This is a genomic window from Streptomyces sp. NPDC006510, from assembly GCF_040611955.1.
Lineage (GTDB): Bacteria > Actinomycetota > Actinomycetes > Streptomycetales > Streptomycetaceae > Streptomyces.
In genome coordinates this window covers 17,020-36,925 of sequence record NZ_JBEXPH010000083.1, presented here as the reverse complement: position 1 = coordinate 36,925, position 19,906 = coordinate 17,020, and the positions used below count along the sequence as shown (strand labels likewise).

General features: G+C 69.7%; 18 protein-coding genes and 2 tRNA genes. 2 read left to right on the top strand and 18 right to left on the bottom strand.

The features are described 5' to 3' along the window. Nucleotides 1-279 precede the first annotated feature (279 nt). From ABZY11_RS23970 to ABZY11_RS23945, 6 genes are all read right to left on the bottom strand, one after another. Nucleotides 280-1,125 (bottom strand): DegV family protein, encoded by an 846-nt coding sequence (locus ABZY11_RS23970; protein WP_356481116.1) that lies wholly within the window; start codon nucleotides 1,123-1,125, stop codon nucleotides 280-282. A gap of 111 nt (nucleotides 1,126-1,236) precedes the next feature. Further along, nucleotides 1,237-1,974, bottom strand: a complete 738-nt coding sequence (locus ABZY11_RS23965) for a hypothetical protein (protein ID WP_356481115.1) — start codon at nucleotides 1,972-1,974, stop codon at nucleotides 1,237-1,239. Between the two features lie 161 nt (nucleotides 1,975-2,135). Then, the gene (gene leuS / locus ABZY11_RS23960) at nucleotides 2,136-5,009 is read right to left on the bottom strand and encodes a leucine--tRNA ligase (protein WP_356481114.1); all 2,874 of its coding nucleotides are present in this window, start codon (nucleotides 5,007-5,009) and stop codon (nucleotides 2,136-2,138) included. Between the two features lie 352 nt (nucleotides 5,010-5,361). Next, nucleotides 5,362-5,434: transfer RNA gene (locus tag ABZY11_RS23955), tRNA-Ala, on the bottom strand. A 146-nt stretch (nucleotides 5,435-5,580) separates the two neighbouring features. Next, complete coding sequence (locus ABZY11_RS23950) at nucleotides 5,581-5,814, bottom strand: hypothetical protein (RefSeq protein ID WP_356481113.1); 234 nt, start codon at nucleotides 5,812-5,814, stop codon at nucleotides 5,581-5,583. Between the two features lie 287 nt (nucleotides 5,815-6,101). Further along, nucleotides 6,102-7,469, bottom strand: coding sequence for an MFS transporter (locus ABZY11_RS23945; protein WP_356481119.1), 1,368 nt, complete (start codon nucleotides 7,467-7,469; stop codon nucleotides 6,102-6,104). Between the two features lie 195 nt (nucleotides 7,470-7,664). On the opposite strand from ABZY11_RS23945, the gene ABZY11_RS23940 reads away from it, so the two are divergent. Then, the gene (locus ABZY11_RS23940; RefSeq protein WP_356481112.1) at nucleotides 7,665-8,570 is read left to right on the top strand and encodes a helix-turn-helix transcriptional regulator; all 906 of its coding nucleotides are present in this window, start codon (nucleotides 7,665-7,667) and stop codon (nucleotides 8,568-8,570) included. Nucleotides 8,571-8,686: 116 nt separating this feature from the next. On the opposite strand, the gene ABZY11_RS23935 is transcribed toward ABZY11_RS23940, so the two are convergent. The 7 genes from ABZY11_RS23935 to ABZY11_RS23905 form a co-directional block, all read right to left on the bottom strand. Then, nucleotides 8,687-8,759 (bottom strand) — tRNA-Ala (locus tag ABZY11_RS23935). 203 nt (nucleotides 8,760-8,962) lie between these two features. Then, nucleotides 8,963-9,616: a histidine phosphatase family protein gene (locus ABZY11_RS23930; protein WP_356481118.1), complete on the bottom strand. Its 654-nt coding sequence runs from the start codon at nucleotides 9,614-9,616 to the stop codon at nucleotides 8,963-8,965. Continuing rightward, nucleotides 9,613-10,044 carry a ribosome silencing factor gene (rsfS, locus tag ABZY11_RS23925; RefSeq protein ID WP_124717755.1) on the bottom strand — a complete coding sequence of 144 codons (432 nt, stop codon included), beginning with the start codon at nucleotides 10,042-10,044 and terminating at the stop codon, nucleotides 9,613-9,615. The genes ABZY11_RS23930 and rsfS overlap by 4 nt, the downstream gene beginning before the upstream one ends. 114 nt (nucleotides 10,045-10,158) lie before the next feature. Further along, nucleotides 10,159-11,925 (bottom strand): LCP family protein, encoded by a 1,767-nt coding sequence (locus tag ABZY11_RS23920; protein ID WP_356481111.1) that lies wholly within the window; start codon nucleotides 11,923-11,925, stop codon nucleotides 10,159-10,161. Between the two features lie 19 nt (nucleotides 11,926-11,944). After that, entirely contained in the window at nucleotides 11,945-12,562 is a 618-nt protein-coding gene (gene nadD, locus ABZY11_RS23915) for a nicotinate-nucleotide adenylyltransferase (protein ID WP_124717753.1), read from the bottom strand. A gap of 38 nt (nucleotides 12,563-12,600) precedes the next feature. Continuing rightward, nucleotides 12,601-12,765, bottom strand: coding sequence for a hypothetical protein (locus ABZY11_RS23910; protein ID WP_356481110.1), 165 nt, complete (start codon nucleotides 12,763-12,765; stop codon nucleotides 12,601-12,603). 84 nt (nucleotides 12,766-12,849) lie between these two features. Next, nucleotides 12,850-13,002 carry a hypothetical protein gene (locus ABZY11_RS23905; protein ID WP_356481109.1) on the bottom strand — a complete coding sequence of 51 codons (153 nt, stop codon included), beginning with the start codon at nucleotides 13,000-13,002 and terminating at the stop codon, nucleotides 12,850-12,852. A gap of 110 nt (nucleotides 13,003-13,112) precedes the next feature. Here ABZY11_RS23905 and ABZY11_RS23900 point away from each other — a divergent pair, with 110 nt between their 5' ends. Further along, entirely contained in the window at nucleotides 13,113-14,255 is a 1,143-nt protein-coding gene (locus ABZY11_RS23900) for a M48 family metallopeptidase (protein WP_356481108.1), read from the top strand. Here the strand turns inward: ABZY11_RS23900 and ABZY11_RS23895 are convergent. The 5 genes from ABZY11_RS23895 to proB all read right to left on the bottom strand — a co-directional run bounded on the left by ABZY11_RS23895 (nucleotide 14,170) and on the right by proB (nucleotide 19,524). Continuing rightward, nucleotides 14,170-15,309 (bottom strand): hypothetical protein, encoded by a 1,140-nt coding sequence (locus ABZY11_RS23895; RefSeq protein WP_356481107.1) that lies wholly within the window; start codon nucleotides 15,307-15,309, stop codon nucleotides 14,170-14,172. The genes ABZY11_RS23900 and ABZY11_RS23895 overlap by 86 nt on opposite strands. A 428-nt stretch (nucleotides 15,310-15,737) precedes the next feature. After that, nucleotides 15,738-16,322, bottom strand: a complete 585-nt coding sequence (locus tag ABZY11_RS23890) for a hypothetical protein (RefSeq protein ID WP_356481106.1) — start codon at nucleotides 16,320-16,322, stop codon at nucleotides 15,738-15,740. A 78-nt stretch (nucleotides 16,323-16,400) separates the two neighbouring features. After that, nucleotides 16,401-17,684, bottom strand: coding sequence for a glutamate-5-semialdehyde dehydrogenase (locus ABZY11_RS23885; RefSeq protein WP_356481105.1), 1,284 nt, complete (start codon nucleotides 17,682-17,684; stop codon nucleotides 16,401-16,403). A 110-nt stretch (nucleotides 17,685-17,794) separates the two neighbouring features. Next, nucleotides 17,795-18,295 carry a hypothetical protein gene (locus tag ABZY11_RS23880; protein WP_356481104.1) on the bottom strand — a complete coding sequence of 167 codons (501 nt, stop codon included), beginning with the start codon at nucleotides 18,293-18,295 and terminating at the stop codon, nucleotides 17,795-17,797. Between the two features lie 143 nt (nucleotides 18,296-18,438). Next, complete coding sequence (proB, locus tag ABZY11_RS23875) at nucleotides 18,439-19,524, bottom strand: glutamate 5-kinase (RefSeq protein WP_356481117.1); 1,086 nt, start codon at nucleotides 19,522-19,524, stop codon at nucleotides 18,439-18,441. Nucleotides 19,525-19,906: the final 382 nt, after the last annotated feature.

Sequence of the window (19,906 nt, the reverse complement as noted above, 5' to 3'; positions counted from 1 at the left end):
GACCGGGCCCGGGACCCGGCCCCGAGCCTGGTCCGGTGCCGGCACCCGGTCCGGCGCCGGGGCCGCTGCGAACACGGCCGTCCGAGGCCGGGGCCCGGCCGGGGCCGCTGCCGCTTCCGCTGGTTGCACGATGTGATCGGGGAGCCATGCCTCACGACGGTAGGCACATCTGCCCGAATCCGCTGAACAGGCCCAATTCCGGTGGACAACCAACCAGTTGTGGATATCTCGGCCACCCGGAGGGGTGACACTTGATGTGCGAGCGGCCGACCGGCCGGGTCAGCGCGGCGAGACCACTGCCCCGAGCAGGCCGGGTCCGGTGTGCGCACCGATCACCGCACCCACCTCGCTCACATGCAGATCGACCAGCCCCGGCACCCGTTCACGCAGCCGCTCGGCGAGCCGCTCGGCCCGCTCGGGGGCCGCCAGGTGGTGCACAGCGATGTCCACGCAGCCGCTGCCCGCCCGTTCCGCGACGATCTCCTCCAGGCGCGCGATCGCCTTCGAGGCCGTCCGTACCTTCTCCAGCAGTTCGATACGGCCGCCGTCGAGCTGGAGCAGTGGCTTCACGGCGAGCGCCGACCCCAGCAGCGCCTGTGCGGTACCGATGCGGCCGCCGCGGCGCAGATAGTCCAGAGTGTCGACGTAGAAGTACGCGGAGGTGCCCGCGGCCCGCTTCTCCGCGGCTGCGACCGCCTCGTCCAGGCTTCCACCCGCCTCCGCCGTCTCCGCCGACGCCAAGGCGCAGAACCCGAGGGCCATGGCAACCATCCCGGTGTCCACCACCCGAACCGGAACCTGCGCGTCCTTCGCCGCGAGCAGAGCGGCATCGTACGTACCCGAGATCTCCGCCGAGAGGTGCAGCGAGACGATACCGGTGGCTCCGGCCCCGGCCGCCGCACGGTACGCGGCGGCGAACACCTCGGGGCTCGGCCGGGACGTGGTCACGGGGCGACGCTTCTGGAGCGCCACCGCAAGGGAACGGGCCGAGATCTCGGTGCCGTCCTCCAGAGCCTGATCACCGAGGACGACGGTCAGCGGCACCGCGGTGATGCCGTGCCGCTCCATCGTCTCGGGCGGCAGGTAGGCCGTGGAATCGGTGACGATCGCGACATGGCGGGACATGAGCGGGAGGTTACCTGGCGAGTCCACGTCCCGGCAGTCCGACCCCGACCGAATGATCTCTTCGGACCATCTCTTCGGTCCGCATCCTGTCACCGTCGGTCATCGAACGTCTCAGTTCGTCGTTTCGGGCCGGGCCGTCTTCTGCCAGGGGTATCCGGTCTGTCGTCGCGGGTCCGGAGCCGTGATCGCCTGGGCCACACCGTCGACCGGACCACTCCCCTGTCCCTGTCCCTGTCCCTGTCCCGGACTCTGCCCGCTCGCATCGCCCTGCGGACGGCCCTGCTCCCGGACCGGCTCGTCCGTCTCCACCGTCCAGTGCCGAAGCGCCCCCGCCTCCACATCGATCTGCGCATTCAGTGCGTCCAGATCGTCGTCGGTGAACTGCCGCGCCCGGTCACGCGCGGCCCACCGCAGCGAATCCGCAGAGTGCGTGATCCGCTCCGTACGCTGCTTCAGGCTAGGCAGCAGCGAGGCAACGGTCGCCCGGTCGGGCTCACGCTCCAGCTTCTTCAGCTCTTCGTCCAGCTCCCGGCCGTGCACACTCAGCCGCTGGAAGAGGCCCAGCGACTCCGAGAGCGAAGCGTCCTCGACAGCTCCCGCCCGCAACGCCTCCTGCGTGGCCCGCATGGATGTGCGCAGTGTCAGCCGCAGCTGCGCCAGCTCTCCGCCCACGCCCACCTGGCCGTAGCTCTTGGCCCGCAACGCGGTTTCCTCGACGGTGCGGCGCGCCTGGGTGATCGTACGGTCCACACCGCGCTTCGCCGCGCCTACGGCTTTGACGCCCGCATACACGCCCAGGGCCACGAACGCGAAAAAGAGCAACCCCAGAATCAGGATCACGGCTTCCATGAGCGCCCCTCGGATGTCGTTTCGGCTGCCGGTGCCAGCCCCTCTACCGTAAACGGAAAGGGCAGGCCGAGGGTTCCTTCGGAACCCCCAACCTGCCCGTAGGGGAACGCCCCCATACCGCCGCGCGGGTGCATCAGCGCCTTATGCGGGACGCCGCGCCATCACGCCGGGACGATATTGACCAGCTTCGGTGCCCGCACGATCACCTTACGGATACCCGCACCGTCCAGCGCCGCCACCACGGCCGGGTCGGCCAGGGCCAGCGCCTCCAGCTCCTCGTCCGTGATCGACGGGGAGATCTCCAGGCGCGCCTTGACCTTGCCCTTGAGCTGCACGACGCAGGTCACCGTCTCGTCCACGACGTACGCCGGGTCGGCGACCGGGAAGTCCTGGTGCACAACCGACTCGGTGTGGCCCAGTCGGCGCCACAGCTCCTCGGCGATGTGCGGGGCCAGCGGCGCCACCAGCAGCACCAGCGACTCGGCGACGGACCGGGACAGCGGGCCGCCCGCCTTGGTCAGGTGGTTGTTCAGCTCGGTGACCTTGGCGATCGCCGTGTTGAAGCGCATCCCGGCCATGTCCTGGCCGACTCCGTCGATCGCCTTGTGCAGCGCACGCAGCGTCTCCTCGTCCGGCTCCGTGTCGACGACGGTGACCGCACCGGACTCCTCGTCGACGACATTGCGCCACAGCCGCTGCAGCAGCCGGTACTGGCCGACGACGGCGCGCGTGTCCCACGGCCGCGACACGTCCAGCGGGCCCATCGCCATCTCGTACAGGCGCAGCGTGTCCGCCCCGTACTCGGCGCAGATCTCGTCCGGCGTGACGGCGTTCTTCAGGGATTTGCCCATCTTGCCCAGGACGCGGCTGACCTTCTCGTCCTGGTAGTAGAACTTTCCGTCGCGCTCCTCGACCTCGGCGGCCGGTACCGCGATGCCGCGGCTGTCCCGGTAGACGAACGCCTGGATCATGCCCTGGTTGTACAGCTTGTGGAACGGCTCGGCGGACGAGATGTGTCCCAGGTCGTGCAGCACCTTGGACCAGAAGCGGGCGTACAGCAGGTGCAGGACCGCGTGCTCGGCGCCGCCGACGTACAGGTCGACACCGCCGGTCGGCTGCCCCTCGCGCGGGCCCATCCAGTACTGCTCGATCGCCGGGTCAACCAGCTTCCGGTCGTTGTTCGGGTCCAGATAGCGCAGCTCGTACCAGCAGGAGCCCGCCCAGTTGGGCATGGTGTTGGTCTCGCGGCGGTACTTCTTCGGGCCATTGCCGTCGCCCAGGTCCAGGGTGACGTTGACCCAGTCGGCGTTCCGGGACAGCGGGGTCTCGGGCTGGGTGTCGGCGTCGTCGGGGTCGAAGGTGCGCGGCGAGTAGTCGTCGACCTCCGGCAGTTCCAGCGGCAGCATCGACTCGGGCAGCGGGTGGGCGGTGCCGTCCTCGTCGTAGACGATCGGGAAGGGCTCGCCCCAGTAGCGCTGGCGGCTGAACAGCCAGTCGCGCAGCCGGAAGTTGACGGTGCCCTCGCCGACGCCGTGTGCCGTCAGCCACTCGGTGATCTGCGCCTTGGCGTCGACGACGCCCAGACCGTCCAGCGAGATCTCGTCGTTGGCGGAGTTGACCAGCTTCGCGTCGTACGAGCCGAAGGCGTCGTCCCACGTCGAGGGGTCCGTGCCGCGGTCGTCCGACGGCTCGACGACACAGCGCATCGGCAGCTCGAAGGCGCGCGCGAAGGCGAAGTCGCGCGCGTCGTGCGCCGGCACGGCCATGATCGCGCCGGTGCCGTAGCCCATCAGGACGTAGTCGGCGATGAAGACGGGCACCTTCTCGCCGCTGACCGGGTTGGTCGCGTACGCACCGGTGAAGACACCGGTCTTGTCCTTGGCCTCGGCCTGCCGCTCCACGTCGGACTTGGCGGCGGCCAGCTTGCGGTACGCGGCGACGGCCTCGGCCGGGGAGGCGTAACCTCCGGTCCATACCGCGTGGGTGCCCTCGGGCCAGGCGGCCGGAGTGATCCGTTCGACCAGCTCGTGCTCGGGCGCCAGCACCATGTAGGTGGCACCGAACAGGGTGTCCTGGCGGGTGGTGAAGACGGTGATGTTGCCGGCGCCGTCGACCGGGAAGTCGACGCGGGCGCCTTCGGAACGCCCGATCCAGTTGCGCTGCTGCAGCTTGATGGCCTCGGGCCAGTCCAGCCCGTCCAGGTCGTTCAGCAGCCGGTCGGCGTAGGCGGTGATGCGCATGTTCCACTGGCGCAGCTTGGCCTTGAACACAGGGAAGTTGCCGCGCTCGGAGCGGCCGTCGGCCGTCACTTCTTCATTGGCCAGCACGGTGCCCAGGCCGGGCGACCAGTTGACGGGCGCGTCGGAGGCGTACGCCAGGCGGTACTCGCCCAGGACGTCCGCGCGCTCGGCGGCGCTCAGCGCGCTCCAGTCACGGCCGTCCGGGGTGGGGCGTGCACCGCTCTCGAACTGCGCGACCAGTTCGGCGATCGGGCGGGCCCGGTCGGCCTCGGTGTCGTACCAGGAGTTGAAGATCTGCAGGAAGATCCACTGGGTCCACTTGTAGTACTCCGACTCGATCGTGGCGAACGAGCGGCGCTTGTCGTGGCCCAGGCCCAGCCGGCGCAGCTGAGCGGTCATGTTCTCGATGTTGGCCTCGGTGGAGACCCGGGGGTGCGTGCCGGTCTGCACCGCGTACTGCTCCGCGGGCAGGCCGAAGGCGTCGAAGCCCAGGGTGTGCAGCACGTTGTGCCCGGTCATCCGCTGGTGGCGGGCGAAGACATCGGTGGCGATGTAGCCCAGCGGGTGCCCGACGTGCAGGCCCGCACCCGAGGGGTACGGGAACATGTCCATGATGAACTTCTTCGGCCTGGCCGCCAGCTCCGGATCGCTCGCCAGGTCACCGGTCGGGTTCGGCGCCTCGTACGTGCCCTCGGCGTCCCAGAAGTCCTGCCAGCGTGCCTCGATGTCGGCGGCCATCGCCGCCGTGTAGCGGTGCGGCGCAGCCGTCTCGGCTGCGGAAGTCGTCTCGCTCATGATCCTCAAAGCTCCATCGATCGTCATCTGCCGGCGCCCATGTCTACGGACACGCGTCTACGGAAACGAAAAATCCCCTCGCACAGGAGGGGACGCCGCGCCGATTCCGACCAGGCATTCTCACCGGTCGGGACTGATCAGCGCGGCTCGCTAAGCAGAAGGCGTACGGCACGCATGGCGTCAGGGTACCGCACGGGCCCGGAACGGGGCCGGGCGCGACCGAACCATGGGACGGGGTGGCGGGAGTGACGGGCACACGCACCGAGGATGTGGCGACGGTCCTGATCGACGCAAGCGGGCATACGAGAAGCGGGTCACTCTGTATGAGTGACCCGCTTCTCGTACTTCACTGTGGAGCTAAGGAGAATTGAACTCCTGACCTCCTGCATGCCATGCAGGCGCTCTACCAACTGAGCTATAGCCCCGTACTGTGTGCCGCCTGGTTTCCCCGGCGACATCGAGAACATTACCGGTGACCCCACCCGTCCACCAAATCGATTCCCGGCCGTACCGATTTGACCGATTTCGCAGTACCTGGGGTCAAGGTCGGCGGGCGGCAGCGCTGAAGGGCTCAGGCCCTCGCGAAGGAGTAGAAGCGCTTGAGCGTGCAGTGCTCCTCCAGGAGCCGACCGTAGATCGGCTCCCCCTCCAGCTCCCGATAGGTCTCGATCGGGTCGCCCTTTATGATCAGCGCCCGCGCACACTCCTCGCACCAGTACTGGTACTCCGGATTGATCGGGTCCATGTCCCTGACGATGGGCGTACCGCTGCCGCACCAGTCGCATTTCCGCCTGTGTGCACCCATGGGTCAGCTCCGGATTTGGCCGCGGGCGGAGCACACGCAGAGGGCTCCGCCGCTCTCGGCGCGGCGTCCGGGGACTGCGGTGAATCCGGGGACGGGGGATCCGGGATCTCCGGAAGCGGGGAATCCAGGAGCTCCGGGAGCGCGGAATCCTGGAACAAGGAGCAGGTCCGGGACCTCGTGGCGGCTCGCAGGCATCGCGCTCCCTCCCGTTCGGTCCGTCGCCCCCTCCGGCGCTCCGATTCTGCCATGACCCCGCAAGGGGGGCAGCCCGCCGGAGTTCCGGCCGCTCAACGACGCCGCACGAGACCCACCACCGCACCTGCCGCAGCGGCCGCGGAGAGCGCGAGGGCGCATATCCACAACGCATGCCCCGACCCCTGCACCCCTTGCGCATCAAGGCGGTTGAGATAGAGCGTGCCGAACGCGGCAACCCCGGTCAGCTGTCCGAGCTGGGTGACCGTCACCAGTACGCCGCTCGCATCCGCCGCGTCCTTGGGACGTACGTCCGCCAGCGCCCTCGTGAGGGTGGGGCTGAAGCCCAGCGCCAGGCCGGCGCCCACCATCGCGAAGGCCGCATACAGCGCGGGCCCGCCGTCACCGTCGCCACGCATCAGCAGCCCGACAGCCGTGGCGGCGGCGGCCACGAGCACGAACCCGCCGGGCACCAGGGCCCCTTGGAGCCCGGTTGGCCACCGTCGCCAGGTCAGTCCGGTCACACCGAACACCAACGCGGTCGGCGCGAACATCAGCCCCGCACGCAACGGTGAGTACCCCAGACCTCCCTGGACGTGCAGCGTCATCGCAAAGAGGAAGCCCGCGTTGATCGCCATCACCAAAAGAATGCGCAGCGCGGCTCGGGCGATACCGGGAACGCGCAGCACCCTGGGTGCGATCAGGGGTGCACCACCGCGCGCGGCCAGCCGCGACTCGAATCCGACGAACCCGGCGAAGAACCCCGCGGAGGCGGCCATGCAGACCCGGGACCAGACCGGCCAGCCCAACTCCTGCCCGAGCACCAGGGGAACGGTGAGCAGCGTGACAGCGGCGGCGAGCAGCACCAGTCCCGGCAGATCGAGCCCGCGGGCCCGCGCCTGGGCCCGGCCGGGCGCGGTACGCGGTTCGCGCGGCAGCACACGGATGCCGAGCACCAGCAGAACGATCCCGATCGGCACGTTCACCAGGAAGACCGGCCGCCATCCCGCGCCGAACAGATCTGCGCTGACCAGTACCCCACCGACCACCTGCCCGGCAGCCGCTCCGGTGGCGAGCACCGCGCTGTAGGCGCCGAGCGCCCGGATCCGCGCCTCACCGGTGAAGTGGCGCTGAATGAGGCTGAGCACCTGCGGAATCATCACCGCCGCGGCCGCGCCCTGCACCAGCCGGAAGGCGATCAACTGCCCTGCTCCCGCGGCGAGTCCGCAGGCGAGCGAGGCCGCGGTGAAGACGCCGAGCCCGGCCAGATGGGCCCGGCTGTGTCCGAGCAGGTCGCCGAGCCTGGCGCCGGTGATGAGCAGCACCGCGTACGTGATGGTGTAGCCGGCCACGATGAGCTGCAACCCGGCGCCGGAAGCGCCGAGTTCGCTCTGGATCGTCGGGGCGGCGACATTGACGATGAAGATGTCGAGCAGTGCCATGAACTGAGCCGCGAGCACCAGGGCGAGCACTCTCCCGGAGCGGTTGTCAGTGGTGGAGTCTTTACTGGTTACGGAACGTGGAGTTGTCTCGGAGGCCGTCGTCATGGCATCGAGCCTGACCGTGGACGCATACGGGTAACGAGAGCCCGCTGATGCTGGTACTGGCAGCACCTGGCAACTCCCCTGCCGGGCACCGAACATGGGGGTGTTACTACGATGACGACACATCAGGCGACACAGGGGACGGCCGATCCGGCGAGCCGGTATGCCGGTGCGGATCCTGCGGGCCGGCACCGGCGGCGTCCGGAGCTCGCGGCCTTTCTGCGCAATCGACGGGCGCGGGTGACACCCGCCGATGTGGGCATGCCACCCGGGCTACGCCGTCGCACCCCGGGCCTGCGTCGCGAGGAGGTCGCGCAGCTCTCCGGTGTCGGTGTCACCTGGTACACCTGGCTGGAGCAGGGCCGTCCCATCAACGCGTCACCGCAAGTACTGGACGCCGTGGCGCGCACCCTCCGGCTGGACGCGTCGGAGCGCGAACACCTCTACCACCTGGCGGAGGTGGCCTGCGCGCCCGGCAGGCAGTCCGACGCGATCGAGGTGGGGCCGGAGATCCAGGGCATCATCGACGCGCTCGATCCGCACCCCGCCGTGGTCTACAACACGAGATACGACGTCCTGGCCACCAACCCCGCCTATCGCGACCTTTTCGCCGTCCCCGAGATCGTGGGAACGGGGGTCCGCAACGTGCTGTGGACGCTGTTCACGGTGTCCGAGGAGGCCTGTCCCGTCGTCCACCGGACGCAGGAGCTGCCGATCATGGTGGCCACGCTGCGGGGCGCGTACGGGCGCCATACGGGCGAGCCCGCCTGGGAGTCGTTCGTCGAACAGCTCTCGGCCGCCAGCCCGTACTTCGCCGAGCTGTGGCGCAGCGGGGACGTCGCCCCGCCCGGGCCCCGGGTGAAGACCTTCCGGCACTGGGCATCTTCCGGGGACATACGGATGACCTCGGTGTCGCTGTCCGTCAACGGGCTGCCGGAGTGCCGGATCGTGGCGTACACACCGGCGGACGAGGAGAGCAAGGCACGGGTGGCCGTGTTGCGGCGGCGCCGGGAGGGTTGAGCGAACTCACGCGCGGCCGGGCGCCGCCATGGACAGCAGGGGCCAGGACCGAGCGGATCCTCGGCAGGGGATGGAATACAAAGATCCCGCCCCCTGCCGGGACGGGATCTTGATTGTGGAGCTAAGGAGAATTGAACTCCTGACCTCCTGCATGCCATGCAGGCGCTCTACCAACTGAGCTATAGCCCCGCTGTTCACTGTGTTTCTCTGCGTTTCCGCGCTGCGAACAAGAAGAACTTTAGCCTGTGACCTGCCAGAAAGTGAAATCCGGCCGACGCCGGGTTCCGCTGCCGCCACACGGCGCAGGAGTGGGCCCTGGCGACCGGCGACAACACGGAGAAGCGCGGCGCCGGACCCGGCTCCCTGGTCCGGCCTGATCCGAACGAAAGACCCTAGGTGTCGTCGCCGAGCACCGGCTCGGGCAGCGTGCCGGCGTTGTGCTCCAGCAGGCGCCAGCCCCGCGCGCCCTCGCCCAGCACCGACCAGCAGCAGTTGGAGAGCCCACCGAGCCCTTCCCAGTGGTGCGCCTCCAGGCCCAGCAGCCGGCCGATGGTGGTGCGGATGGTGCCGCCGTGGCTGACCACGACGAGCGTGCCGTTCTCGGGCAGCTTGTCGGCGTGTCCGAGCACGACCGGGGCGGCCCGGTCGGCGACCTCGGTCTCCAGCTCACCGCCGCCGCGGCGCACGGCCTCGCCGCGCTTCCATGCGGCGTACTGCTCGCCGTACTGCCCGACGATCTCCTCATGGGTGAGGCCCTGCCAGGCGCCCGCGTAGGTCTCGCGCAGTCCCGCGTCGTGCGCGACTTCGAGGCCGGTGATCGCGGCGAGCTCGGCGGCGGTGGCCGCCGCCCGCTGCAGATCGGAGGCGACGATCGCATCCGGCTTCAGCGGGGCCAGCAGCCGGGCGGCCCGCTGGGCCTGCCCGACTCCGGCCTCGGTGAGCGCGATGTCCGTGGAGCCCTGGAACCTGCGCTCCAGGTTCCATGCCGTCTGGCCGTGGCGCCAGAGGACGATCCTGCGGCCCCTGCCGCTTCCGCTGCCGTTCAGCTCTGCTCACCTTCCGTGCTGCCGGTGAGCCGGGCGTGCTCCTCGGCCTTGCCGCGGGTCTTGACGGCGTCCTCGGGAAGCGCGATCTCGGGGCAGTCCTTCCAGAGGCGCTCCAGCGCGTAGAAGACCCGCTCCTCGCTGTGCTGGACGTGGATGACGATGTCGACGTAGTCGAGGAGGATCCAGCGCGCGTCGCGGTCGCCCTCGCGGCGTACCGGCTTGGCGCCGAGCTCCTTCTGGAGCCGCTCCTCGATCTCGTCGACGATCGACTTGACCTGGCGGTCGTTGGGGGCCGAGGCCAGCAGGAAGGCGTCCGTGATCGACAGCACGTCGCTGACGTCGTACGCAATGATGTCGTGCGCGAGCCGGTCGGCGGCCGCCTGGGCGGCGGCGTTGATGAGCTCGATGGAGCGGTCCGTGGCGGTCACAAGCAGGCTTTCGTCGGCGGTCAGGTCGACCTCTAGGGTCTCACGGACCGCCGACAGCCCACGCAGTGAATGTTCGACGACCAAATCGACGTCATCCGGGCGGCCGGAAACGGGTCATTTGATCTCGTAGTTCTGGCCGAGCACGACGGACACATCCACGTTCGCGGCGGGCTTGCCCTGCTTCACCGCGTCCGCCGGCAGCCCCAGGGTCCTGGCGACCTGCGTCGCCTTCTCCTTGTCCGCCGCGGTCTTGTAGACCACCTCGGACTGTGCCACGGCCCCGGTCGTCCCACCGCCGACGTAGGCATAGCCGCCGTTGACCAGCTTGATCCGCGCGGACTCCGTGCCGTCCTCGTTCCCGGTGGCGTTCTTGATGCCGACCCGCACCGCCGCGTCCGCGGCCGGAGCCTTGACCGTGCCGCCCAGGATGTCCTTGACGACGCTCTCGGTGGCCGCGTCGGTGAGTGATCCATCGGCCTGCACCGGCAGCAGTGCCGTCTTGTAGTCGCCGACCTTGGCGTGCTGGGCGAGCTTCGCCAGGGAGGCGCCCAGGTCCTTCTCGGGGAGCGACGGGTCGAGGATCTGCGCCAGCGTCTGCACGGTGACCGTGGCGGTCTTCGGATCGTCCGAGACCTTCCGCAGAACGCCCCGCACGACCTGCCCGAACCGCATGAGCTGCTTCGTCTCGGCCTCGCCCGGCCCCCGGTAGGTGGCGTACGCGACGGCCATCTGGCCGCTCAGGGTCTGCGCCTCGCCCTTCTTCACCAGAGGGGAAGCACCCTTCTTCGCATCCGGCACGTCGGTGTCGGTGTCGACCTCGATGTTGCCGACCAGATCGACGAGGGTCTCCAGATACGGGGTGTCGAGCCGCCACGTGCCGCTGATGTCGGTACCGAGCAGTGTGTCGATGGCATCGCGGGTGCCGGTGGTGCCGTCGTCCTCGACGGACTTGCCGAGGGTGGTCGTGGTGCCGTTGTCATCGGCGACCGCGAGCGAGTTGGGGAGCAGGACCGTGGTGCCCTGTTTGGTCGTCACATTGTCGACGAGCAGCGCCGTGGAGGTGCCGCCCTTCTTGGTGTTGTGCAGATGGAGCACGATGACGTCCCGCTGCTGCGGGCCCGTCGATGCCGTGTTGTCCTTCTCCGAGCCGGACAGGCCCGGGATCTTTCCGGCGGACCAGAGGTAGCCGACACCGCCGACCACGATCAGGGCCACCACGACTATCAGCGCGACCATGCGGTTGCGGCCGCGACGCCGTGCCTCCTCGCGCCGCTCACTGCGGCTCTCGGTGAACTTCAGCCAGTCGATGACGTCTTCGGAGTCCTCATCGGGCTCCTCGATGAAGGAGAACTGCTCCGTGCGGTAGTCGCGGTCGGCGCGGCGCTGTCCGGGAACGGCCGCATCCGGTTCCGCGTCGGCGCCGGGCTCGGGCCCGGGTTGCGGCGGGGTCGCAGCGGGTGTGGGCGGGGACGGCTGCGCGGCCGCCTGCTGCGGGATGTTCCACTGCTCGGTGGTGTCGACCGCGGCGGCCTGCTGACCGGTGTCGTAGCCATAGCCGTCATAACCGCCGTACGCCTGCTGTTGCGGCTGTTGGGGTTGCTGCTGCGGCTGGGACGCGTACGGGTCGTACGCCTGCGGCTGGACGTGCTGCGGCTGCTGGGGCTGGGCGTACGGGTCGTAGCCGTACCCCTGCTCGGCCTGTTGCGGCTGCTGCCGGGCCTGCTGCGATGGGTGTCCTGGCTGCTGCTGGGACGCGTACGGGTCGTACGCCTGCGGCTGGACGTGCTGCGGCTGCTGGTACACCGGCTGCCCGTACTCGTCGTAGCCGATGATCTGCGGCTGCTGGTAGTACGGGTCGTACGGGTTCTGTCGGTCGTTCACCGGTGCCCCTCTGCGTCGCTCATTCGCCGCGGTACAGCTGGCGCTTGTCGATGTAGCGGACCACGCCGTCCGGCACCAAGTACCAGACCGGATCCCCCTGGGCGACCCTCTCACGGCAGTCCGTGGACGAGATCGCGAGCGCGGGAACCTCCACGAGGGAGACCCCGCCCTCCGGCAGCCCGGCGTCCGTGAGCACATGCCCCGGCCGCGTCACACCGATGAAGTGGGAGAGCGAGAACAGCTCGTCGGCGTCCCGCCAGGTGAGGATCTGGGAGAGCGCGTCGGCACCGGTGATGAAGAAGAGGTCCGCGTCGCCATGGATCGCGCGCAGGTCCCGCAGAGTATCGATCGTGTACGTCGGCCCGCTGCGGTCGATGTCGCTCCGGCTGACCGAGAATTGCGGGTTGGACGCCGTCGCGATGACCGTCATCAGATAACGGTCCTCCGCCGGGGAGACATGCTTGTGGCTCTTCTGCCACGGCTGCCCGGTCGGAACGAAGATCACCTCGTCGAGGTGGAACTGGGCGGCCACTTCGCTGGCCGCCACCAGGTGTCCATGATGGATCGGGTCAAACGTCCCGCCCATCACGCCGAGTCGGCGCTTTCCGCGGCCGGTAGGCACTTCCTGCTCTCCCATGCGTGCAGAGCCTACTGGCACAGCTGTACGCCTTCGCCTCAGCGGTCGCGGTTGAAGCGAGTGGTGATCCACAGCAGGAGCATCAGCACGACGAACGCACCGCCCCCGGTGAGATACGGGCTGAGGCTTTCGTGGTTGCCACCGTGCTCGCCGCCCTCGGAGGCGAGAGTGACCAGCTGGTGCGCGGTGCTCGTGAGGCTCATCTTCGGCAGGACCTATCGCTCGGGAGTCGGAAGGAAGACATCGCGCACATCGTATGCGTGCGTCCCGGGCACGCTCACGCCGACTCAGTCGTTGTTGTCGTCGTTGCGGTATCCGCGGAGCAGGAACCAGCCGAGCAGCACGGCTCCGACGAGCGAGGCGAGCAGCACGATACGAAGCGTGCTGCCGGGCCCCTGATCTCCGGATGCGGCGGCGAGCAGAGCAACGTTGTGCGGCATGTCGAGCGTCTCCTCAGTTATCCACAGCCCCCCGCACACCGTAGCTCCAGCACCTACGCTGGGATTTGTCAGGGGGCGAGAGACATCTCGTACGAACAGGGGGCCCATTCATGACCGAACGCGGCAACGAGAGCCACGAGAACGTGCCGAGCAGGCAGCGCAGGCGCTTCGCAGGGATTTCGTCCCGGGCCTATGAGCACCCGGCGGACCGCTCGGCCCTGGTGGCCCTGCGCAAGCTGAGCGGTTTCGACACCGTGTTCAAGACACTGAGCGGCCTGCTGCCCGAGCGCAGCCTTCGCCTGCTCTTCCTCTCCGACTCCGTCCGGGTGAGCGACGCGCAGTTCGCCCACCTCAACGACATGCTTCGGGACGCCTGTTACATCCTGGACCTGGAGAAGGTCCCGCCGATGTACGTCACCCAGGACCCGCAGCCCAACGCCATGTGCATCGGCCTCGACGAGCCGATCATCGTGGTGACGACGGGGCTGGTGGAGCTGCTCGACGAGGAGGAGATGCGGGCCGTCATCGGCCACGAGGTGGGACACGCGCTCTCCGGTCACGCGGTGTACCGCACGATCCTGCTGTTCCTCACCAATATCGCGCTGAAGGTCGCCTGGATCCCGCTCGGCAACGTCGCGATCATGGCGATCGTGACAGCGCTGCGCGAGTGGTTCCGCAAGTCCGAGCTGTCGGCCGACCGGGCCGGGCTGCTCGTAGGCCAGGATCTTCAGGCGTCGATGCGCGGTCTGATGAAGATAGCGGGTGGCAATCATCTCCACGAGATGAACGTGGACGCCTTCCTCGCCCAGGCCGACGAGTACGAGAAGGGCGGCGATCTGCGGGACTCGGTGCTCAAGATCCTCAACCTGCTGCCCCGCTCCCACCCGTTCACCACGGTGCGCGCGGCCGAGCTGAAGAAGTGGTCCGAGACCCGCGACTACCAGCGGATCATGGACGGCCACTACCCGCGGCGCGACGAGGACAAGGACACCTCGGTGACCGACTCCTTCCGGGAGTCCGCGGCCCACTACGCGGACACGGTGCGCAGCAGCAAGGATCCGCTGCTGAAGCTGGTCGGCGACATAGCGGGGGGCGCCGGGGATCTGGGTGGCAAGCTCCGCGACAAGTTCACCGGCCAGGGCGGGAGCTCGGCCGGCAAGGGCGGGGCTACGGACGGCTCTGCGGGGCCGGAGGAGCCCCGGAACTCGGATGGGCCGGGGACGGGGACTGGGCCGGGGACTGCGGGGAGCTGACCGCCAGGGTCCCGCAGAGCGCTGCCGTGGGCCGGCCCGTCGCGTACGGGTCGGTGCCCGCGGGGCCGCGGGAGACGGCGTGCTGCCCGGCGAGCAGCGGGCGCAGCGCACCGGTGGTGTCCGCCGGGCACGCCTGCGGTCCGGCCTGGACGAAGCTGGTGCGCAGCTCCAGCCGGTGCAGCCGCAGGTCCTCCCGGTCGAAGCGGAAGTGTAGCTCGCGCCGTACGGTGAAGAGCGAGGCGCCGCCCGCCGGTTGGGGCCCCGCGGCAACCGGGCGGAGCGTGTAGGTGAAGGTGTGGTCCGACACCACTTCCAGCGTGTCGGACCCCTCCTCGGTGTAGCTCAGAGTGCCCCGGACCCGGATGTCCGGACCGGCCAGGGCCACCTTCGCCGGGTCGAACCGCACCAGCCACCCGGTCGCGGCATGCTGCCCGTCGTCCTGCGGCCGGTTCATGCTGCGCTCGAACTGGGCGGTCTGATCGGGATCGAGCAGCAGTTCCACCGGGCGCGCCGAGGCGCCGGAGAGCACGTCGGGGTCCAGAGAGGAAGCCACCAGATAGTCCTTGACCGTGGTCAGGGCGGTCGCCACCTGGCTGTCCGAGAAGTTGTCCGTCCGCCTGATCACCGGCAGATTGATGCCTGCGGCACCTTTTCCGAAGTGTGCGGCGGGGCTCTTGGCGAGGAGGGCAGCAGCAGTTCCGCCCGGTACGGCGCCCTGGGGCGCCAGGGGTACGACGGTCGACCTCAGCGGCTCGGCCCGTCTGCCGACGGGCGCCTCGTAGGGATGGCGAAGACCCATGTACACGGCCATTCCGAAGGCCAGGGCGATCAGGAGGACGAGGGCGATGGCGGCTCTGGGTCCGGTGCGCAGACGCCGGCCCGGCAGGCTGCGCACGGCAGGGGCGTGGTCTCCCATCCGCTCCTGGGCGGAGAATTCCTTCAGCCGGGCAGCACGCACGAACGACTCGTCGAAGACGAGTGACCGGTACTCGTCCTCACCGCCGCCCGCCGGACTCTCGGGCGGACCTTCTGGTGGTTCTCCGCGGCCTGCCATGACTTCTCCCGACTCCACGTCACCGACCGGGGCCGAAACGCTTCGCTCTGCTCCGGCCGAACGGCCTCGGACAGGGCCTGCCCCTCATGAGTTCGTATGACGTCGCACGACTGCACATGTACGGACGAGTGAGAAGCCCCCTCGGAGAGAGGGGTCACACCTTCAGGGTAGGTCGATTACGACCGGGGTAAACGCCCAGCCGCGAGAGAACCACGGGAGAAACGACCGGGAGTTCCGCCGAAGCCCGCAGGCACGCCTTCAGCGCGTGCGCGGAACACGAGGAGAGCGAGGAATATACGGAGAGAGCGGTACGTAAACGGTCATGAACGGGCAGACATGGTCACACATGAAACGCGTGGGATACGTGGGGCGCGTGGGGCACCTGGAGGCGCGCGGAATGCGTCGCGGCCCGGTTGTCGGCGCGTTGCTCAGTCCATGCGGGGTAGAGCGGACACCGTGGGGCGCGGGTTGCCCGTGGAAACCGAGGGGGTGGCACCGGGGGCGCTGTCCACGCCGGTCGTGGCAGGCGGCGGGGCGGGGTCCTCGCGGCTTCCCGATGTATTGCGGTAGACGGCACTGAAGGCCAGCGCGACCATTCCGATGCCCATCAGCACGGCGAGCAGCCAGGCCACCGGCCGGTGCCAGCGCGCCGCACCCCGGTACGGCCGCAGAGCGCCGCCGTGGCGCCCGTAGGGGCCGCCGGCGTACGCGTCGTCATCGGGGTCCAGCGGATCGCCGTAGGGGCCCCGGCCGTACGCGCCGGGGCCGTACCCCTCGTCGTAGAGGTCGTCGTCCATGGGGCCGCCGCCCGCGCGCGCCCGGGAGGCCTCGGCCTCGGCGCGCGCCTGCGCGGCTGCCAGCAACCGCTCCACGGCGGTCGGCTCATGGATCTCGGCGGCCCGTACGAAGTCCTCGTCGAACACCACGGAGGCGAAGTCCTCGTCCGCGCCCCCGCGGTCGTCGTCGGGCTCCCAGCCGTCCGGGAACGGCCTGCCCCCCACGTCGTCCGGCACGGCTCCAGACTAGCCCCGCCGGGTCGTTCTGGGCAGGGAGCCCGCAACATTCACCGGCCACCGAAGGTCACCCGAAGGTCACCGCACATGGCCGTCGCCCGTCACGATGTACTTCGTCGAGGTGAGCTCCGGCAGGCCCATCGGGCCCCTGGCGTGCAGCTTCTGCGTGGAGATGCCGATCTCGGCGCCGAAGCCGAACTGACCTCCGTCGGTGAAGCGGGTGGAGGCGTTCACGGCCACCGTCGTGGAGTCCACCAGTTGGGTGAAGCGGCGGGCCGCGGCCTGGGAGGTGGTCACGATCGCCTCGGTGTGGCCGGAGGACCAGAGCCGGATGTGCGCGACGGCCGCGTCCAGCGACTCCACGACGGCCGCGGCGATGTCGTAGGAGAGGTACTCGGTCTCCCAGTCCTCCGGCGTCGCCTCGACCACGGTGGCCTTGGACCCCTCGGCGTATGCGAGCACCCGCTCGTCGCCGTGGACGGTCACGCCCGCGTCGGCCAGCGCGTCCAGGGCGCGCGGCAGGAACCGCGAGGCGACGTCCTTGTGGACCAGGAGCGTCTCGGCGGCGTTGCAGACGCTCGGGCGCTGCGCCTTGGAGTTGATCAGGATGTCGACGGCCATGTCGAGGTCGGTCTGCGCGTCCACGTACACATGGCAGTTCCCGGTGCCGGTCTCGATGACCGGCACGGTGGATTCCTCGACCACCGTACGGATCAGCGAGGCGCCGCCGCGCGGGATGAGGACGTCGACCAGACCGCGGGCGCGCATCAGTTCCCGTACCGAGTCACGGCTCTCGCCCGGGACCAGCTGCACCGCGTCGGCCGGAAGCCCGGAGCCGCCGACGGCGTCGCGCAGCACCCGGACGAGCGCGACGTTGGAGGAGTACGCGGAGGAGGAGCCGCGCAGCAGGACGGCGTTGCCGGACTTCAGGCAGAGGGCCGCGGCGTCGACCGTCACATTGGGCCGGGCCTCGTAGATGATCCCGACGACGCCGAGCGGCACCCGGACCTGACGCAGGTCGATGCCGTTGGGCAGGGTCGAGCCTCGGACGACCTCGCCGACCGGGTCGGGCAGCGCCGCCACGTCCCGTACATCGGCGGCGATCGCGCGGATCCGCTCCGGGGTGAGGGTGAGCCGGTCGATGATCGACTCGCTGGTCCCGGCCTCGCGGGCGCGGGCGACGTCCTCGGCGTTGGCCGTGACGATCTCGCCCGTTCGCACCTCCAGCGCGTCCGCGATGGCCAGCAGCGCGTCGTCCTTCGCCGCGCGCGGCAGCGGCGCGATGTCGGCAGCGGCGGAGCGGGCCCGGTAGGCGGCCTGGGCGACCGGGGACATGTTGTCGTACGGCGAGAGCGTGGTCATGCCCGCAGGGTAGTGCGCACACTGCGGGCATCCGTCACTTATCCCGTGATGCGAGACAACCACCCCGGGACGGTGTCCGCGATGCGGGCACCGTCCCGGGGCCGCCGTGCTCAGTACGGGTGCACTCCGACCGGGGCGGCCGGGGGCGGCCCGTATCCCTCGGCGACACGCTGGTGGTACGTCTCGCGGTCGATGACCTCCAGACCGACGATCTCCCAGGGCGGAAGCCTGGCCGTGGAGCGGTGTTCGCCCCACAGCCGCAGCGCGACGGCCGCCGCGTCGTGCAGATCGCGGGCCTCCTCCCAGTAGCGGATCTCCGCGTGGTCGTTGGCGTATCTGCTGGTCAGCAGGAAGGGGTGGTCGTGCGCGAGCTGTTCGAGCCCGCGTCTGACCTCCTTCAGGGGAATGGCGGCTCCCGAGACGCTGAGCGTGATGTGCCACAGCCTCGACGGGGTGCGTTCCTCCTTCACCACCGTCTGCTCGGGCCCGGTGTTCCGGTCGTCCCCTCGCTCCGTGGTCCGGCTCCCGTCGAAGCCGGCACCTGTTCCGACGCTGGTCAGGGCCCGGCCACCCGTTCCTCGGGGCGGCGCCCCCGGGCGCGCTCGTCTCACCGGCGGCCTCCTGTGAATGCGTTTGCTGTGCTGTACCCCGCTGTTTCCCCGTTACAAAGTTGACCAGTCCGCGGCCGGGGATGGGGCGGTTTTCGTGAAGGTCTCTGCCCCAAGGCTGGACTTTCAGCCGTTTCAGTTGCCTGTCAGGCGTGCAGTACGACCAGATCGTCCCTGTGTACGACTTCGCGCTCGTAGGCCGGACCGAGCTCCCGGGCCAGGTCCCGGGTGGAACGGCCGAGCAGCTGCGGGATCTCCTTGGCGTCGAAGTTGACGAGTCCGCGGGCCACGGGCCGGCCTTCGAGATCGCGCAGTTCCACCGGGTCACCGGCAGTGAACTCACCCTCGACCGAGGCGATTCCGGCGGGCAGCAGTGAGCTGTGGCGTTCGACGACCGCCCGCACGGCCCCGTCGTCCAGGGTCAGTGAGCCCTGCGGGGTGGAGGCGTGGGCGAGCCAGAGCAGCCGGTCCGCCGAGCGGCGTCCGGTGCGGTGGAAGTACGTGCCGGTGTCGCGTCCGGCCAGGGCGTCGGCCACCCGGCTCGCCGAGGTGAGGACGACGGGGACTCCGGCGGCCGTCGCGATCCGGGCGGCCTCGACCTTGGTGACCATGCCGCCGGTGCCGACGCCCGCCTTCCCGGCGCTGCCGATGGTGACGCCCGCGAGGTCCTCGGGGCCGGCCACTTCGGCGACCCGCGAGGTGCCCGGGGTGCTGGGGTCGCCGTCGTACAGGCCGTCCACGTCCGAGAGGAGGACCAGCAGATCCGCGCGGACGAGATGGGCGACGAGCGCGGCGAGCCGGTCGTTGTCGCCGAACCGGATCTCGTCGGTGGCGACGGTGTCGTTCTCGTTGACGACCGGGAGCGCGCCCATGTCCAGGAGCTGGTCGAGGGTGCGGTAGGCGTTGCGGTAGTGGGCGCGGCGGCTGGTGTCGTTGCTGGTGAGCAGCACCTGGCCGACGCGCACGCCGTACCGCGCGAAGGAGGCGGTGTAGCGGGCGACGAGCAGCCCCTGGCCGACACTGGCGGCGGCCTGCTGTCTCGCCAGGTCCTTGGGCCGGCGCAGCAGTCCGAGCGGGGCGAGCCCGGCCGCGATGGCGCCGCTGGAGACGAGCACGATCTCGCGCTCCCCGCCGCTCCTCACCTTGGCCAGTACGTCGACGAGCGCGTCGACGCGGTCCGCGTCGAGGCCACCCGCCGCCGTGGTGAGGGATGAGGAACCGACCTTGACCACGATCCTGCGGGCCTCTGCGACACCCTGCCTTGCGCCTGACACGTCCATCCCCAATGATTCGGCCTCGCCCAGCCCCCGCAATCTACGCGAGCGGTGAATCCGGCGCCCGCGCGTTCCGCCCTCTGGACCCGTGCCCGCCGGAACCGCGAACCCGGCCGGGCGGAGCGTGGCACCCTGGAACGGTGCTGCTCCACGGTTCCACCGCGCCGACCGCCCCGCGCGCAGCTACCGAATGGCTTGCGGATCCCCGGGCGGCATCGGCGCGCTGTCGGCAGAATCACGCTGTGTCTGGATAGGCAACCATCGGGGCCTCTCGACCATCTAACAGCCGATAGGGTGCACGGCGGGTGGCTTCCTATGCCCATTTTCAGCAGTGCAGGCC

Coding starts and splice junctions, on each gene's coding strand:
- ABZY11_RS23950 (WP_356481113.1), bottom strand. CDS start 5,814: ATGGGTGCACACAGGCGGAAATGCGACTGGTGCGGCAGCGGTACGCCC.
- leuS (WP_356481114.1), bottom strand. CDS start 5,009: ATGAGCGAGACGACTTCCGCAGCCGAGACGGCTGCGCCGCACCGCTAC.
- nadD (WP_124717753.1), bottom strand. CDS start 12,562: ATGGGAGAGCAGGAAGTGCCTACCGGCCGCGGAAAGCGCCGACTCGGC.
- ABZY11_RS23940 (WP_356481112.1), top strand. CDS start 7,665: ATGACGACACATCAGGCGACACAGGGGACGGCCGATCCGGCGAGCCGG.
- ABZY11_RS23895 (WP_356481107.1), bottom strand. CDS start 15,309: ATGGCAGGCCGCGGAGAACCACCAGAAGGTCCGCCCGAGAGTCCGGCG.
- ABZY11_RS23965 (WP_356481115.1), bottom strand. CDS start 1,974: ATGGAAGCCGTGATCCTGATTCTGGGGTTGCTCTTTTTCGCGTTCGTG.
- ABZY11_RS23900 (WP_356481108.1), top strand. CDS start 13,113: ATGACCGAACGCGGCAACGAGAGCCACGAGAACGTGCCGAGCAGGCAG.
- ABZY11_RS23970 (WP_356481116.1), bottom strand. CDS start 1,125: ATGTCCCGCCATGTCGCGATCGTCACCGATTCCACGGCCTACCTGCCG.
- ABZY11_RS23905 (WP_356481109.1), bottom strand. CDS start 13,002: ATGCCGCACAACGTTGCTCTGCTCGCCGCCGCATCCGGAGATCAGGGG.
- ABZY11_RS23910 (WP_356481110.1), bottom strand. CDS start 12,765: ATGAGCCTCACGAGCACCGCGCACCAGCTGGTCACTCTCGCCTCCGAG.
- ABZY11_RS23885 (WP_356481105.1), bottom strand. CDS start 17,684: ATGACCACGCTCTCGCCGTACGACAACATGTCCCCGGTCGCCCAGGCC.